Annotated in this window: 13 protein-coding genes; 4 read left to right on the top strand and 9 right to left on the bottom strand. The window is 61.7% G+C overall.

Features of this window, described 5'->3' with window-relative positions; translation table 11 throughout:
- Positions 1–143: 143 nt before the first annotated feature.
- Entirely contained in the window at positions 144–1,064 is a 921-nt protein-coding gene (locus J3B00_RS23980; protein ID WP_209873058.1) for an AraC family transcriptional regulator, read from the bottom strand.
- Positions 1,065–1,263: 199 nt separating this feature from the next.
- On the opposite strand from J3B00_RS23980, the gene J3B00_RS23975 reads away from it, so the two are divergent.
- Together J3B00_RS23975 and J3B00_RS23970 are read left to right on the top strand one after the other, a co-directional pair.
- Positions 1,264–1,560, top strand: a complete 297-nt coding sequence (locus J3B00_RS23975) for an antibiotic biosynthesis monooxygenase family protein (RefSeq protein ID WP_209873055.1) — start codon at positions 1,264–1,266, stop codon at positions 1,558–1,560.
- Between the two features lie 44 nt (positions 1,561–1,604).
- On the top strand, positions 1,605–1,838 hold the full coding sequence (locus J3B00_RS23970; protein WP_209873051.1) for a hypothetical protein: 234 nt from the start codon (positions 1,605–1,607) through the stop codon (positions 1,836–1,838).
- Here J3B00_RS23970 and J3B00_RS23965 read toward each other — a convergent pair whose 3' ends face one another.
- The 7 genes from J3B00_RS23965 to bglX all read right to left on the bottom strand — a co-directional run bounded on the left by J3B00_RS23965 (position 1,839) and on the right by bglX (position 12,059).
- Positions 1,839–2,444 (bottom strand): flavin reductase family protein, encoded by a 606-nt coding sequence (locus tag J3B00_RS23965; protein WP_209873049.1) that lies wholly within the window; start codon positions 2,442–2,444, stop codon positions 1,839–1,841.
- A 114-nt stretch (positions 2,445–2,558) separates the two neighbouring features.
- Positions 2,559–2,963, bottom strand: coding sequence for a heme utilization protein (locus J3B00_RS23960; protein ID WP_209873044.1), 405 nt, complete (start codon positions 2,961–2,963; stop codon positions 2,559–2,561).
- 293 nt (positions 2,964–3,256) lie between these two features.
- Positions 3,257–4,579, bottom strand: coding sequence for an MFS transporter (locus tag J3B00_RS23955; RefSeq protein WP_209873041.1), 1,323 nt, complete (start codon positions 4,577–4,579; stop codon positions 3,257–3,259).
- Between the two features lie 373 nt (positions 4,580–4,952).
- Positions 4,953–6,272, bottom strand: coding sequence for an MFS transporter (locus tag J3B00_RS23950; RefSeq protein WP_209873038.1), 1,320 nt, complete (start codon positions 6,270–6,272; stop codon positions 4,953–4,955).
- 309 nt (positions 6,273–6,581) lie between these two features.
- Positions 6,582–7,907 (bottom strand): sigma-54 dependent transcriptional regulator, encoded by a 1,326-nt coding sequence (locus J3B00_RS23945; protein WP_209873035.1) that lies wholly within the window; start codon positions 7,905–7,907, stop codon positions 6,582–6,584.
- Positions 7,901–9,658 (bottom strand): ATP-binding protein, encoded by a 1,758-nt coding sequence (locus tag J3B00_RS23940; protein ID WP_209873030.1) that lies wholly within the window; start codon positions 9,656–9,658, stop codon positions 7,901–7,903. The genes J3B00_RS23945 and J3B00_RS23940 overlap by 7 nt, the downstream gene beginning before the upstream one ends.
- 109 nt (positions 9,659–9,767) lie before the next feature.
- The gene (bglX, locus tag J3B00_RS23935; RefSeq protein ID WP_209875119.1) at positions 9,768–12,059 is read right to left on the bottom strand and encodes a beta-glucosidase BglX; all 2,292 of its coding nucleotides are present in this window, start codon (positions 12,057–12,059) and stop codon (positions 9,768–9,770) included.
- A gap of 224 nt (positions 12,060–12,283) precedes the next feature.
- Between bglX and J3B00_RS23930 the strand changes: the two genes are divergently transcribed.
- On the top strand, positions 12,284–12,901 hold the full coding sequence (locus tag J3B00_RS23930; protein ID WP_209873027.1) for a TPM domain-containing protein: 618 nt from the start codon (positions 12,284–12,286) through the stop codon (positions 12,899–12,901).
- Between the two features lie 99 nt (positions 12,902–13,000).
- A complete protein-coding gene (locus J3B00_RS23925) occupies positions 13,001–14,218 on the top strand; it encodes an SAM-dependent methyltransferase (protein WP_209873023.1) in 1,218 nt (405 codons plus the stop codon).
- A gap of 283 nt (positions 14,219–14,501) precedes the next feature.
- On the opposite strand, the gene J3B00_RS23920 is transcribed toward J3B00_RS23925, so the two are convergent.
- Positions 14,502–15,767 (bottom strand): ATP-grasp domain-containing protein, encoded by a 1,266-nt coding sequence (locus J3B00_RS23920; protein ID WP_209873019.1) that lies wholly within the window; start codon positions 15,765–15,767, stop codon positions 14,502–14,504.
- Positions 15,768–15,949 lie beyond the last annotated feature (182 nt).

The following is a 15,949-nucleotide window of genomic DNA, read 5'->3' as shown; positions in this document are numbered from 1 at the left end:
GGATCGGGATGTTCACCTGGCCCTTGTAGGAGCGGGCTTGCCCCGCGAATACCGGCGTAGCGGGTGCCAGATCCATCGTTGGCTGGGCCGGCCTCTTCGCGGGGCAAGCCCGCTCCTACAGGGGTTGCGTAACACCTGTCGGGCTAGCCAGCACTGGCGCGCAGCCGCGCCACATCGCGAATCGGCGGCGCGCCGTACAACCGGCTGTACTCGCGGCTGAACTGCGACGGGCTTTCATAGCCGACCCGATAGCCCGCCACCGCCGCTTCGATACCGTCATTGAGCATCAAGCGGCGCGCCTCCTGCAGGCGCAGTTGCTTCTGGTACTGCAACGGGCTCATTGACGTCACCGCCTTGAACCGGTGGTGCAGGGTCGAGGTACTCAGGTTGACCTCGCGTGCCAGGTCGTCGATACGCAGTGGCAACTGGTAATGCTGGTTGAGCCAGGCGATGGCCTGGCACACGCGGTGGGTCTGGCTATTGGCCAGGGCGAGTTCATACAGTCGATAACCCTGCGGCCCACGCAATACCCGATAGAGCAGCTCGCGGCGTACCAACGGCGCCAGCACGGCGATGTCTCGCGGCGAATCAAGCAACCGAACCAGGCGTAACAGCGCATCCAGGAAGGGCGCATCGCTGCGCTCGACGAACAGCCCGCGTCCCGACGGCAGCGGCGGCACCAGCATTGGTCCGCTTCCGGCGATCAGCTGGCTGATCTCGGCCGGGTCTATGTCCAGGCGCAGGCCTGTGCACGGGTTGGCTGGCGAGGCGTCGAGCATCGCTCCAGTAATAGGCAAGGTGACCGACACCACCATGTAGTGCAGCGCGTCATAGGTGTACTGCTCGTCGCCAAGAAACAAGGTCTTGTTGCCTTGGGCAAGAATGCACAGCGCCGGCTGCGCCAAGGCGGGCATGCCGCGCAGATTCTCTTCATAACGGCTCAGAAACAAACCCTCGATGGGCGACTGAACGCCGCCGGGCTCGGGCGTGTGGCGCATGATCAGCCCTGAGAGCTCCTGGCGCAGGGCTTCCATGGTCGGGTCGAACGTCGCGGTCGGGTTCATGATGGAGCTCCTGTGCTGTCGGAGCAGGATAGATTTGGGCAAGCGCGGGCGCTAGTCGATTACTGCAGTGCAATTGCCTGATCCTGTCGCGCGGCAGGATCAGGCAATCGAAGTGCAGTATTGGCCTAACGCCTCACGCGGGCGAGGACCTACGCTTGCAGCCTGGTTTTCCGTCCGCCCGCTTTTCAGGAGATCGTTCATGACCCTACGCCAACCGGTCACTCACTTGGCTTTCATCCGCGCCAGCAACGGCCGTTCGGCAGAACTCGGCGCGCGCTTGCGCGACCTGCTCGAGCCGTCGTTGCGCATGCCTGGATGCCTTGGTTTCAAGGTGCAACGCTCGCAGGCTGATGACGACCTCTGGCTGCTCAGCGGTAGCTGGCGTGATCAGCAGGCGATGAGCGGCTATTTTGCTTCGGCCAATCTGGATGTATTCGGTGAGCTGGTCCAGGCACAAGTGGTCAGCAGCCTTGATCTGCATACCTTCAGCGACTAGCGATCAGGTTAGAATGCGGGTTTTTTCTCAGACTGGATCGCAGCATGGCACGTAGAGCGTTTTCCCAATTCGAAGCGGTTTCGGCGATGGTCCCGGTAGAAGGCGGTGGCTACAACGCGGCGATTGCCGTGAAAGGCCTGGACGGGATGGGCGCACCGCGTTTTCACAAGGTCCTCGATGGCCAGGTGTTCAAGGGCGCCGTGGCGGCCGACGAGGCCGCCTGTGCCGAGCTCGAGCGCCTGCAAGGCGTGAGCGACGAGGGCGAACTGATCTGGTGATCAGCCCTGTGGCCGCGCCATCTTGAACAACTCGCCCAGTTCGAAGTAGTCCTGCGGGCCGCCGCCGCGCAGAATCGGCGCGCCTGCCGCGGTGTCGTAGATGCCGTCCTTGAGCAGGTGCTCGGCAATGTGCACCGCCACCACTTCACCAAGAATCAGCCAACTAGGAACCAACGCCTGGTCGGCCCGCTTGAGCTGGATGATCTGGCTCAACTTGCATTCAAAAGCCACTGGGCTTTCTCCGACCCGCGGCACGCCAATCAGGCGTGACGGCGTGGGCGTCAGGCCGCTCAAGACGAACTCGTCGACATCGGCGGCCACTGCCGCGCAGCTCTGGTTCATCTGCTCGGCCAATGGTCGGGTGGCCAGGTTCCAGACGAATTCGCCGGTCTGCTCGATATTGTTCAGGCTGTCTTTACGGCCGACGCTGCAGAAACCGATGATCGGCGGAATGTAGTTGAAGGCGTTGAAGAAGCTGTAAGGCGCAAGGTTCAGGCGGCCGTCGCGATCCTGCGAGGAGATCCAGCCGATGGGCCGGGGGCCGACGATGGCGTTGAACGGGTCGTGGGGCAGGCCGTGGCCTTTGGCGGGTTCGTAGTAGTACATCTGCTCAGGGCCGTGGCCCTACCTCCTGGGTGGACGAGGCGCCTAGTGTGCCAAGCCTGAAGCCGGCTGGAAATGATCTGGCCCGGCCGAAGCCGGGCGGGCGGGCAATCGGGATCAGCTGAAGCGTTGGGCGTTGGTGCGGTCGAAGCCATCTTCGGCGAAGCGTGCGCCGCCAGTGCGGTCGAAGCCATCTTCGGCGAAGCGTGCGCCGCCAGTGCGGTCGAAGCCATCTTCGGCGAAGCGTGCGCCGCCAGTGCGATCGAAGCCGTCTTCAGCGAAGCGTGCGCCGCCAGTGCGATCGAAGCCGTCTTCGGCGAAGCGTGCGCCGCCAGTGCGGTCGAAGCCATCTTCGGCGAAGCGTGCGCCGCCAGTGCGATCGAAACCATCTTCTGCATAGCTTGCGGACTGGGTCTGGGCGGCGCTGAAGGTGTGAGCGTTAGTACGGTCGAAACCATCCTCGGCAAATGCGCCGGTAGCCAGGACAGAGAGGGCCAGGGTCAGGATCAGTTTGTTTTTCATGGTCGTTGCTCCAGTGAATTCGTGGGGGTGCGTGTTTCTATGGATTTAATTCTATGCCGATTAATTTGATTAAAAAGCGCAAATAATCGTGCCTAATAATCGATAAATTAGATTTATTGGTGTGCGGTCACTGCTAGAAAAACGGGTTGTCCCGCTCAACCTCAGGGGTCAGAAGCGTTGCGCAGTTGAGACAGCATGCCGGTGGCGGATTAATGAGAAATTAACGCCGCGTCAGACATGCAAAAGGGGCGCACCGTCAGCCGGTGGGCCCCTTTTGATTAGCGCCAGCAGGATCAGTCAGTGGTGATCCGTGAATGTGTCTTGGTTTCCTTCATGGTCAGGTAGACCAACAGTGAATAGAGGATGCCGGCGGTGACAAACCAGTAAAAGCCGCTTTCCATCCCATTTCTTTTGAACAGCAAAGCGATGGGTTCGGCGGTCGCGAAGATGACCGCAACGTTCAACGCGTATGGCAGGCCAACGCCTATGGCGCGGATTTCAGTCGGGAATAGATCGGCGATGACCACGGTGATGGTCGAGGTGAAGCAACTCACGATCACAAGCGCCGCCATGATCAGGAACAACGCACCCCACCACGTCTGGACGGTGTGCATGGTGATGAGGATTGGTACGGTGAACAGCGTCCCGAGCACGCCGAAGGCTATCAGGATCGGACGTCGGCCGATCCTGTCTGAGAGCCCGCCGATCAGCAACTGCAAAAACATGAATGACAGCGGTATTGCGATCATGAGAGCGGACCTCTCGTCGTGACTAATGCTAAAAGACCTGAACAGGTATTTCGGCATGTAGACGGCGTAGGTGTAAGTCGCCAAGGCTCCACCTATGGTCAGGCCGGCCACGGCCCTCAGCTTCTCAGACTGGCCCATCAGGGTCTTTAACGGGCTCTCTTTGAGCGCTTTGTTGTTAGTGAAAGATTCGGTTTCTTCCAAGCCGCTACGCAGGTAAAAAGCAACCATTGAGAACAGCGCTCCGATCACAAAGGGTACTCGCCAGCCCCAGGCACGCATGTCTTCGCTGCTTAGCGTGTCATTGAGAGCCTTCACCAGCAGAGACGAGATGAGCAGGCCAAAGATCAGCGTTATGCTCTGCAAATTAGTGAAAAACCCACGGCGCCCTTTGCTGGCCATCTCATAGAGATAAGTGGCTGTGATGGCGTTTTCACCGCCAATCGCCAGGCCGTGTAGCAGTCTCCCTAACACCAGCAGGTATGGCGCAGCGACGCCGATGGTCTCGTAGTCTGGGGCCAGGGCGATCACCAGCGAGCCTGCACACATCAGCAGCACCGAAACTTTCAGCGCAGCCTTGCGTCCCTTGCGGTCGGCGTATTCGCCAAGCAGCCAGCTTCCGACCGGTCGCATTACGTGGCTCGCGGCGAAGGCTGAGAACAACATGAGCATGCGTGTGTTGTCGTCGCCGGTAACCGGGAAGAAGGCACTGGAGAGGTATATCGCCAATACGGCATAAACGTACCAGTCGTACCACCCAAGCAGGTTGCCGATTGAGCTTTTGAAAATCGATGTCAGGCGGTTGGCGTTGGTTTTCTTCGCAGTCGGTGCTATGCCCGCGCTGGCGCGCAGGGACGAGCCTTTATACATGTGCAAAACCCTTACTGTAGTTGTTGAGGCGTGCGCCAGTGCAGGGCATTTGCAGTCGGTGTGCCAGATGAGATCTGGCGGCCCACTTTCGGCACGGTGTATCGCAGCCGGAGACGAGCCCGCTCGGACGTCAGTGCTGCTGATCGATCTCGATACGGATCTCCAGACGGTTGTAACGCTTGTCGGCCATGGCGTCGAGGGCGTTGCGCAACGGATTTATTAGCACTTGTTCCAAGCGGATCGCATCGTCGCGGACTCACGCCGGATGCGCCAGGTACAACGCATCGTGACCGCTTTGCTGCGAATCACGCCGCAATACAAAAAGGGGCGCCCCGTCAGCCGGAGCGCCCCTTTTTGTGTTGCCAACGCTGGATCAGTCAGTGGTGATCCGCGAATGTGTCTTGGTGTCTTTCATGGTCGCGTACACCAGCAGCGAGCAGGCGATGCACGCGGTGACATACCAGTAGAAGCCGCTTTCCATACCTGCGCTCTTGAACCACAAGGCGATGTACTCTGCGGTGCCGCCGAAGATCGACACAGTCAGCGCATACGGCAGGCCAACGCCCAGGGCGCGGATCTCGGTCGGGAACAGCTCGGCTTTGACCACCGCGTTGATCGAGGTGTAGCCGCTGACGATGATCAGCGCCGCCATGATCAGGAAGAACGCGCCCCACCAGCTCTGGACGGTGTGCAGGGTGGTCAGGATCGGTACGGTGAACAGCGTCCCGAGTACGCCGAAGGCGATCAGGATCGGGCGTCGGCCGATCTTGTCGGAGAGCCCGCCGACCAATGGCTGCAAGCACATGAACAAGAACAGTGTGGCGGCCGAGATGGTGGTCGAGTCGCTAATGCTCATGCCAACCGTGTTGACCAGGTATTTCTGCATGTAGGTGGTGTAGGTGTAGAACGCCAGGGTTCCGCCCATGGTCAGGCCGACCACGGTCATCAGCTCCTTGGGATGACGCATCAGGGTGCGCATCAGGCTTTCTTTGGCCTTTTCCTTCTTGGTGAAGGAGGCGGTTTCTTCCATGCCGCGACGCAGGTACAGCGCAACCACTGCGCACAGCGCACCGATCACGAACGGCACGCGCCAGCCCCAGGCGTACAGTTGCTCGGTGGTCAGGGTCTGCTGCAGGACGATCAGCACGGCCAGGGCGATAAGCTGGCCCGAGATCAGCGTCACGTACTGGAAGCTGGAGAAGAAGCCACGGCGCTCCTTGCTGGCCATTTCACTGAGGTAGGTGGCCGAGGTGCCGTATTCACCGCCCACCGACAAGCCCTGCAGCAGGCGCGCGAACACCAGCAGGACCGGCGCGGCAACACCGATGGTCTCATACCCTGGGGTCAGGGCGATTACCAGCGAACCTGCGCACATCAACAGGACCGAGGCCATCAGTGCCGCCTTGCGGCCCTTGCGGTCGGCGTAGAGGCCCATCAGCCAGCCACCAATCGGGCGCATCAGGAAGCCCACGGCGAAGATCGCAGCGGTGTTGAGCAGTTGTGCGGTGCTGTCGCCGGCAGGGAAGAAGGCTTTGGCGAAGTACAGCGAGAATGCGGCGTAGACGTACCAGTCGTACCATTCGACCATGTTGCCGATCGAGCCGCTGAAAATCGACTTGAGGCGGCTGGCGGTGGTTTTTTCCGCGGTCGGCGCTATGGCCGCCCCGGCGGGCAGGGAGGTGGCGTTATCCATCAGAGGTAACCTTCTCGTTGTTTTTGTGGAGCGCGCTGTGCGGCGCTTGAGAAGGCTTTTGCAGGAGGTGTGCCAGATGAGGGCGTGGCGGTCCATTTGGGGGCGCTCTGCGCCCCTTTCGCGACACAAGGCCGCTCCCACGAGATCGCGTACACCCCGCAATCAAGGCGCTGCACGCTCTCGACTGTGGGAGCGGCCTTGTGTCGCGAAAGGGCCGCGAAGCGGCCCCAGCAAACTTCATATCACCACGAGATAGGCCGATTTCCGCTCATCGCTGACTTTTCATAAGCAAGAATCCGCCTATTCCCACTAGACAAAATCTTCACGAGCCAGCCCATGGCGCTGCATCTTCTCGTTCAACGTCCGCCGCGGCAGTTGCAAGGTTTCCATCACCGCCTTGATCTCACCTTTATGCTGGCGCAACGCGGCGCGCAAGCACTGCGCTTCAAACGCCTCCATCTGCTCGACCAGTGACGGGCCGCCCGCTGCAGTGTCACCACTGGGCGAACCCAGCCCCAGTGCATGCCGTTCGGCAGCGTTTGCCAGTTCGCGCACATTGCCCGGCCAGTCATGCCCGAGCAGTGTCGCCAGTTGCCCGCCGGACAGCGGCGGGGCGCTGCGGCCAAGGCGCTCGGCGGCGGTGCGGGCGAAGTATTCGAACAGCAGCGGAATGTCTTCACGGCGTTCACGCAGTGGCGCCAGGCGCAGTTCGGCAACGTTCAGGCGATACGCCAGGTCCTCGCGAAAACGCCCGGCGCGTGCCTCTTCGAGCAGGTCCGGTTTGGTCGCGGCAATGATCCGCAGGTCGACGCTGATGCTCTGGTTGGCGCCGAGGCGTTCCAGCTTCTGCTCCTGGATCACCCGCAGCAGCTTGGCCTGCTGGGCCAGCGGCATGCTCTCGATCTCGTCGAGAAATACTGTGCCGCCGTTGGCATATTCCAGCTTACCGATGCGCTTGCCTTGGGCGCCGGTAAAAGCGCCGCTCTCATGGCCAAACAATTCGGCTTCGAACAACGCTTCGGGGATCGCCGCACAGTTGAGAGCAACGAACGGCTTGTCGGCGCGTGGGCCGAAGTCGTGCAGGCAGCGCGCCACGCGCTCCTTGCCGCTGCCGGTCTCACCGCGGAGCAGCACATTGACCGGCAAGCTGGCCAGCTCAAGCACCTGCTGGCGCAGCTGCTGCACGCCCTGAGACATACCCAACAAGGTGTCGGTGAGCCGCGCCTTGAGATCGGCTTGTTCGTGCAGGCGGCGGTTCTCCAGCACCAGTTGGCGTTTTTCCAAGGCGCGGCGCAGGCTGCCGAGCAGGTGTTGCGGGGTAAACGGCTTTTCCAGGAAGTCATACGCACCGTTGCGCATGGCCTCTACCGCCATCGGCACATCGCCGTGGCCGGTCAGCAGAATCACTGGCAAGTCGGCATCCTCTGCCTGCAATCTTTCCAGCAGTTGCAGGCCGCCGATGCCGGGCATGCGCACATCGCTGATGATCACTCCCGGAAAGTGCCCCGGCAACTGCGCCAGGCAGTCTTCGGCGCGGGCAAACAGTTGCACGCTGAAACCCGACAGGCTCAGCCACTGCTCCACTGCAGTGCGGATACTCGCTTCGTCATCGACGACGATCACTGAATTCAACATACCGGCTCCTGATCGCGAGGCAGGGTGAGGCTGAAGCGGGCTCCACCAGGCAGGTTGTCGACCTGCAGCTGGCCGCCGGCCTCATGGACGATGCCGTAGGAAATCGCCAGGCCCAGGCCGAGCCCTTCCCCTACCGGCTTGGTAGTGAAGAACGGGTCGAAGACTTTGGCCAGGTGAGCCTCATCGATGCCGCCACCGGAGTCGAGCACGCTCAGACGCCAGTGCTGCTGATCGATCTCGATTCGGATCTCAAGGCGTTTGTAGCGCTTGTCGGCCATGGCGTCGAGGGCGTTGCGCAACAGATTGATCAACACCTGCTCCAGGCGGATCGCATCGCCGCGCACCCACGCCGGGCGCGCCAGGTACAGCGCCACCTCGACTTCCTCGCTGCGGATCCGTGTCTCCAGCAGGTGCAAGGCCTGATCGACCACGGTGGCCAGGTCGAGGCGCTCGCGCAGGCCGCGGGGGCTGTTGCGGGCGAAGGTCTTCAAGTGGCCGGTCAGTGCTGCCATGCGCGCCAGCATTTGCTCCAGGGGCTCCAAGGCCTGGCGTGCCTCGTCGAAGCGTCCGTGGTCAAGCAGCAGGCGCAGGGTCTCGAGCTGCATGCGCTGGGTGGTCAGCGGCTGGTTGATCTCATGCGCCAAGGCGGCTGACATCTGCCCCAACGCCGCCAGCTTGGCCGATTGCACCAGGCCTTCCTGGGCAGTGCGCAGTTCGCGGGTGCGCTCCTCGACCTGGCGCTTGAGCGCCTCGCGGCTGCGTTGGCGCAGGCGGGCCAGGCGCAGGCGCTGGCTGACGAACAGCGCGGCGAACACCAGGCTGAGCCAGATCGCCGCGGCGGCCAGGGCGGCATTGCGTTGATCCTCGCTGACCTGCGGCTTGCGCAGCAGGTGCAGGGTCCAGCCGTCACTCTCCAGCGGCAGGCTTTGCCAGAGGTATTCGGCGGTGCCGTCCGGGCCCTGGACCCGGCTCAGGTGGCTGTGGGCGTCGAACTCGGTCAGGCGCTGATGCTGCAAGGGCACCAGTGGCTGTTTGTCGTACTGACGGGTGGCGGCCAGCTCGGCGCGGTCGGCGGGCGACAGCGGCGTCAGCTCGCGGTAGCGCCAGCCGTCCTGGTTGGCGATGAAGATGATCCCGCGGGCATCGCTGACCAGCAGCACATCGCTGCCCTGGCGCCATTCGCGTTCCAGTTGGGGAAATTCCAGCTTGACCACCATCGCGCCGAGAAAACGCCCATGTTCGTCGTTGACTGCGCTGGAAAGAAAGTAGCCCGGCACGCCACTGGTCACGCCGACCGCGTAGAAACGGCCGCTGCCCTGGGTGCGGGTCTGTTTGAAATAGGGCCGGAAGCCGTAGTTGGAACCGACGTAGGTGCTCGGCAGGCGCCAGTTGCTGGCGGCCACGGCGAGGCCGGTGTGATCGAGCAACTCCAGGGTGGAGGAATTGGCGGCGCCATTGATGCGTTCGAGCTTGTGGTTGAGGGCGGCTTGCACCTGGGCATCGATCGGCCCGCGCAGGGCGGCGATCAGCTCGGGGTCGAGGGCGAGCACGGCGGGCAGGGCGCGGTAGCGTTCGATCAGGGTGTGTAGCGACGTGGCGTACAGGCCCAACTGCTGGGCGGCGCGCTGGGCGTCGGTGGCCATCGACTGGCGCTTGGCCTGATGCATGGCCCAGCTGGCGCTGAGCGCCGTGCCGACCAGGATCAGCAACACGATCAGGCCGAGGCGCAATGCTCGAAACGAAGAAGGCATGGTGCGGATCCTGGGTGCAGGTGGTAGATGTGGAGTCAGGGCCGGCCCTTGGCGGGGCAAGCCCGGTCAGTCAACACGCGAGCAACTGACCCGCCTCACTCCCAACGACTTACAGCAACTCGAAACTCTGCTGCTGCACTGCCTCGGAATCCAGTCCGACCTGCACGTTGAACTGCCCCGGCTCGGCCACCCGCTGCAACTGGCCGTTGTAGAACTTCAGGTCGTCCTCACTGATGCTGAAGCTCACGACGCGCGACTCGCCAGCCTTGAGCATCAGTTTCTGGAAGTTCTTCAGCTCCTTCACCGGGCGGCTCATCGAGGCGCTGACGTCTTGCAGGTACAGCTGGACCACGGTCTCGCCGTCGCGCTTGCCGGTGTTTTTCACGGTGACCGTGGCTTGCAGGCTGTCGCCACGCTTGAGCTCAGGCTTGGCCAGCTTCAACCCCGACAGCTCGAAGCTGCTATAGCTCAGGCCATAGCCGAACGGATACAGCGGGCCATTGGGTTCCTCGAAGTACTGCGAGGTGTAGTTGCCCGGCTTGCCTGGGGTAAACGGACGGCCAATGCGCAGGTGGTTGTAGTACATCGGGATCTGCCCGACCGACCGCGGGAAGGTGATGGCCAGCTTACCGGACGGGTTGTAATCGCCGAACAGCACGTCAGCGATGGCATTGCCGCCTTCGGTGCCGCTGAACCAGGTCTCGAGCAGGGCATCGGCCTGTTCCCGTTCCCAGGCGATGGACAGCGGCCGGCCGTTCATCAGCACCAGCACCAGCGGCTTGCCGGTGGCCTTCAGGGCCTTGATCAGGTCACGTTGTACCGCCGGGATTTCCAGGGTGGTGCGGCTCGACGACTCGTGCGACATGCCGCGCGATTCGCCTACCACCGCTACGACCACGTCAGCCTGCTGGGCGGCCTTGACCGCTTCATCGATCAACACGGCGGCCGGGCGCAGGTCGTCAACGATCTCCGGTGCATCGAAGTTGAGGAAGTTCAGGTAATCGAACATCGCCTTGTCGCCAGTGACGTTGGAGCCCTTGGCGTAGATCAGTTTGGCCTTGTCGCCGACGGCGCGGCGCAGGCCCTCGCGTACGGTCACCGAATGCTCGGGGCGCCCATCAGCGGCCCAGCTGCCCATCATGTCGATCGGCGCGTCGGCCAGCGGGCCGACCAAGGCAATCGTGCCGGCTTTTTTCAGGGGCAGGGTCTGCTGGCGGTTCTCCAGCAGGACCAGGCTGCGCCGGGCGACATCACGCGCGGCCTCGCGGTGCAGGCGGGCGTCGGCATAGTAGTCCTTGAGGTCATTCTCGGCTTTGCCGATACGCACGTAAGGGTCCTTGAACAGGCCCATTTCGTACTTGGCACCGAGCACTTCGCGCACGGCCTGATCGAGCTCGGCCTGGGTCACCTCACCAGACTTGACCAGCCCCGGCAGCTCCTCGCCATACAGCGAGTCGTTCATGCTCATGTCGATGCCGGCCTTGATTGCCAGCTTGGCCGCTTCTCGACCATCCTTGGCGACGCCGTGGCGGATCAGCTCCTGGATCGCGCCATGGTCGCTGATGGTCACGCCCTTGAAGCCCCACTCACCGCGCAGCAGGTCGTTCATCAACCAGGTGTTGGAGGTGGCCGGCACGCCGTTGATCGAGTTCAGCGCCACCATCACGCCACCGGCGCCTGCGTCGAGGCTGGCGCGGTAGGGCGGCAGGTAGTCGTTGTACATCTTTGGCAGACTCATATCGACCGTGTTGTAGTCGCGCCCGCCTTCCACCGCGCCGTACAGGGCGAAGTGCTTGACGATGGCCATGATGCTGTCGGGGTTGGCCGGGCTGCTGCCCTGAAAGCCCTTGACCATGACCTGGCCGATTCGCGAGGTCAGGTAGGTGTCTTCACCAAAGCCTTCGCTGGTGCGGCCCCAGCGCGGGTCGCGGGCGATGTCGACCATGGGCGCGAAGGTCATGTCGAGGGCGTCGGCGGAGGCTTCGATGGCCGAGGTGCGGCCGACCTTGGCGATCGCGTCCATGTCCCAGGTCGCGGCCAGGCCCAGGCTGATCGGGAAGATCGTGCGGTTACCGTGGATCACGTCGTAGGCGAAGAACATCGGGATCTTCAGCCGGCTGCGCATGGCCGCGTCCTGCATCGGCCGGTTTTCCGGGGCGGTGCGCGAGTTGAAGGTGCCGCCAATGCGGCCGGCAGCGATTTCTTCGCGGATCTTCGCGTGGGGCATTTCGGGGCCGATGCTGATCAGGCGCAACTGGCCGATCTTCTCGTCGAGGGTCATCTGCTGGATCAGATGCTCGATGAATGCCTGCTTGTCCTGCAGGGGCGGGGCGGGCGTAGCGGCCAGTGCGGCTTGACTGGCAAGGCCCAAGGCCAAGCCCAGCATAGACAGTTTCATGATCAATTCCATGGTCGTGGCCTGTGCCGTGCCCGTGCATTGACGCGCGTGGCCGAAGTGTTCAGGCGACTATTGTTTTTCGGGCGTAGGGTGATCGTTTTTCCGATCATGCCTACAGCGTTAGCGACTGCGGCGGATTATGCCTGATGTCGCGTAGTTGTTGAGATACACTCGCGCCACCTGGATCCCGCCACAACAACTATAAGAACGTTCGAGAGACCGCAGGCATGACTGTTTTCAACGAATACGAGCAGCGTCAGGTCGCCGAGGCGATTGCCCGCGCGGAGCGGCGTACCGACGCCGAGCTGGTCACGGTGCTGGCGCGCAGGGCCGGCGACTACGCCTACCTGCCGCTGTTCTGGGCTGCGCTGCTGGCGCTGGCGATCCCCGGTGCACTGCATCTATTGGTGGGTTGGCCCAGCCTGCGCGGGCTGCTGGTGGCCCAGGTGGTGCTGTTCATCGGCCTCTGCCTGCTATTGCGCAGCCCGCGCCTGGCCAGCCTGGTGGTGCCACGGCTGCTGCGTCAACGCAGTGCCGCGATCCTTGCACAGCAGCAGTTTCGCGCGCTTGACCTGCAGCGTACGGCGGCCGGCACCGGCGTACTGATCTTCGTCAGCGAGGCGGAGGATTACGTGGTGATCCTGGCCGACACCGGTATTGAACAGCATCTCGACGCCCGCGCCCGGGCTGTGCTGGTCGCGCGTTTTCGCGAGCAGTTGCGGCAGGGGCGGACCTTGCAGGGCTTCGTCGAGTGTATCGATGCCTGCGGCGAGCTGCTCAGCCGCCCACTGCCATCGACCTGCACGCGCAACCAGTTGCCCAACCGCCTGGTGATCCTCGACTGAGCCACGCCCATCGACAAACCCTTCGCGCAGGCCGGGCATCGACGTAGAATGCCGGCCATTGCGCGCTGCGCTCCTGGCAATTCGAGGCACCTCCTGTTCATGTCCGCCACACCTTCTACCGCTACCGCGCCGGATGCGCGTGCCCAGTTCCTGCGTCTGCTGGCCGATGCCCTGCAGGACGGCACCCTGGCCAAACTGGTGCTGGCGCGCCACGTTGGCGCCGACCAGAGCTTGCAGCGAATCATCGCCAAGCCGCTGCTGGTCAAGGGCGAGCCGAGCCTGTCGCTGGTCTACCGGCACCAGACCCGCGACATCACCCGCAATTTGCCGCTCGAGCAGGCGCAGGCGCTGGTCGCCGAGTTGCTGCCAGAGAGCTTTCGCAATGCCCACTTGTTCACGGCTGAAGGTGAAGTGCAGTTGGGCTTCAGCAAGAAAGGCAAGCCGATGCTCCAGCGCCACGTCGCCCAGGCGCCACGTGAAGTGGCCCCGGCGGCCGGCCATGACCGGGAGAAGAAGCGTTATCTGGAACTGTCGCGGCCGTTCTTGCGCGACCTGGGCGTAACCGATGGCAACGGCGCGTTGATCCCGTCGATGTCGCGCAAGTGGAAGCAGATTAACAAGTTCATCGAAGTCTTCGAGCATGCCCTGGCCAGTGCGCCGGTGGCGGCGCAGCAACTGTTGCGCGTGGCCGACTTCGGTTCGGGCAAGGGCTACCTGACCTTTGCCATGCACGATTATTTGCGCAACACGCTGGCCCGTGAGGCGCAGGTGACGGGTGTCGAGTTGCGCCAGGACATGGTCGACCTGTGCAACACCGCTGCGGCTCGCCTGGAGCACAGCGGCCTGGTATTCGAGTGCGGCGACGTGCGCAGCGTGGTGCCCGAGGCGATCGAAGTGATGATCGCCCTGCATGCCTGCGACATCGCCACTGACTATGCCATCCACACCGGCATCCGCTGCAACGCCGCGATCATCATGTGTTCGCCGTGCTGCCATAAACAGGTTCGCCCGCAACTGCAGAGCCCGGGTTTGCTGCAGCCTATGCTGCAGTACGGCCTGCACCTGGGCCAGCAGGCCGAGATGCTCACCGACAGTTTGCGCGCGCTGTACCTGGAAGCCTGTGGTTACGAGACCAAGGTGTTCGAGTTCATTTCGTTGGAGCACACCAACAAGAACAAGATGATCTTGGCGGTGAAGCGCAGGCAGCCGGTGGATGCGACAGTGTTGTTGGCGAAGATTGCCGAGCTGAAGGCGTTTTATGGGGTGCAGGAGCATTGCCTAGAGACGTTGTTGCGGGCGGATGGGTTGATTCCCTGATTTGGCGGGGTAGGCGCTCGCAGACACCACATAGGCTGGCACCGGCTTCGCCGGTGTTCGCGGGTCAAGCCCGCTACTGACCTTGCGCTCAGCTCGAATGCAGCGCCATTCCTGGACGGCAGGTATTTGGAGGCATGCACAGTGCCTGTGGGAGCGGCCTTGTGTCGCGAAAGGGGCGCGAAGCGCCCCCAAGTTTGCTGGTCTCTATGACCAAATCAGATGATGCTGGCCGCGGTCAGCTGACAACCTTTATCGGCAAACGGCCAATCATCGGCATGCGACTTCACTCCAAGGCAATCAGCTTTCGCTTCTTTTCCCAGTCACGAACCCGTCGATAATCCCAATCAAGTTGCTCGAGATTCTCATGCATCAGATAGATATGACCCACCTTGGTAGCCAGGTCTATGGTCTTGGGTACTCTGCTTCCAATGTCTGGAGTGCGGGCGATCATTCGGAAGGATGGTAGGGTCGCCAGGAGTTTATGGCAGTTGTTTTCCTTGACGGTTCCTGCACGGTCCATGATCAGATTTACAACTCTGACGTTGATGGATAACGTGTAGGCGTCGTTGATACTTTGAAGAAATGCCTGTGGGTTGAGGTAGCGTTTGAGCGTCATGGTCATATGGCTATCGCCGATGGCCTCGATAATCGGCGCTGAGACGATGCCACCCTGCATGCGTGCCCCAGTCTCGATTAAAACCGGGCCGCGTGGCGTGAGCATGATTTCGGAGTGACTCGGGCCTTCGCGTAGCTCCAGGGCGTTGAGCACCTGGCAGGTGTATTCGATCAGGCGACGCTGAGTATCGCCTTCATACGGAAGCAATGTTTCGTAGTCATAGAGGTTGCCCACACCGCGGATGTTCAACCGCCGCTCGTGCCAAATCTCGGTGATACGGTGTTGCCCATCGACACTTACCGCATTGACGACATACTGATCACCTTGCAGATATTCTTGCACTAAAGCTGCAGAGTTAATTGAGCCGATGAAGTTGGTTTTTCCTAGGATAGCCTCAAAAGCAGCTACCGCCTCTTCTATCTCGTGGCACACACGTACGTTTTCACTGCCCATGGCATCCACGGGTTTAACCACAATCGGATACAGCCCCAGGCATTCAATGGCCTTGATCAACTGCTCGCGATTGGTTACCAAATGCTGATCGACCGCATCAAGGCCGCACTCTGATAGAGATTGGGACATGTGAAATTTGTTTCGACGCCTGATGCTAGTTAGGGGCGAGTTCCCCTGTAAACCGAGCGCAGTATTCAATGCGTCCGCAAGCTCAACACCCGGTTCACTTCCCGCGATGACCAGTTCGGGGTTTAACTCTAACAGTTGCGCCACGAGACGTTTGTATCCCATCTCGGCGAGCAGCAGGTGGGCGTCGAATAACGAACGGTTGAACGACTTGGCAAATGCAAGCGGTGGACGTTTTGCCGATTGAACATGCACCACTGTCCAGCCCAGTTCTTTGAGGGCTATGGATAGATCAGTGCCGGTGCTATAGCCGTCAACAATGCAGGCTATACGTTCGCTTGAAGGTATTCGCATTTTAGGGCTAACTCCAGTTGGACTGATTGGCTTCAGGGATCCAATGGTGCGCATGCATTAGTAGTGGAGAGGTGGCGCTGGTTCGTCTTTAGAGCGAGTAGTTACGCTAGTTGTTGTTGCAGCTTGAAGTCAATATCGTATTTGTAACTACTGGGTTTGGCGTGTTGCAGCTTGTTTCTGTT

The organism is Pseudomonas sp. BP8 (assembly GCF_017875955.1).
Taxonomy (GTDB): domain Bacteria; phylum Pseudomonadota; class Gammaproteobacteria; order Pseudomonadales; family Pseudomonadaceae; genus Aquipseudomonas.
This window is presented reverse-complemented; position numbering and strand designations above follow the sequence as displayed.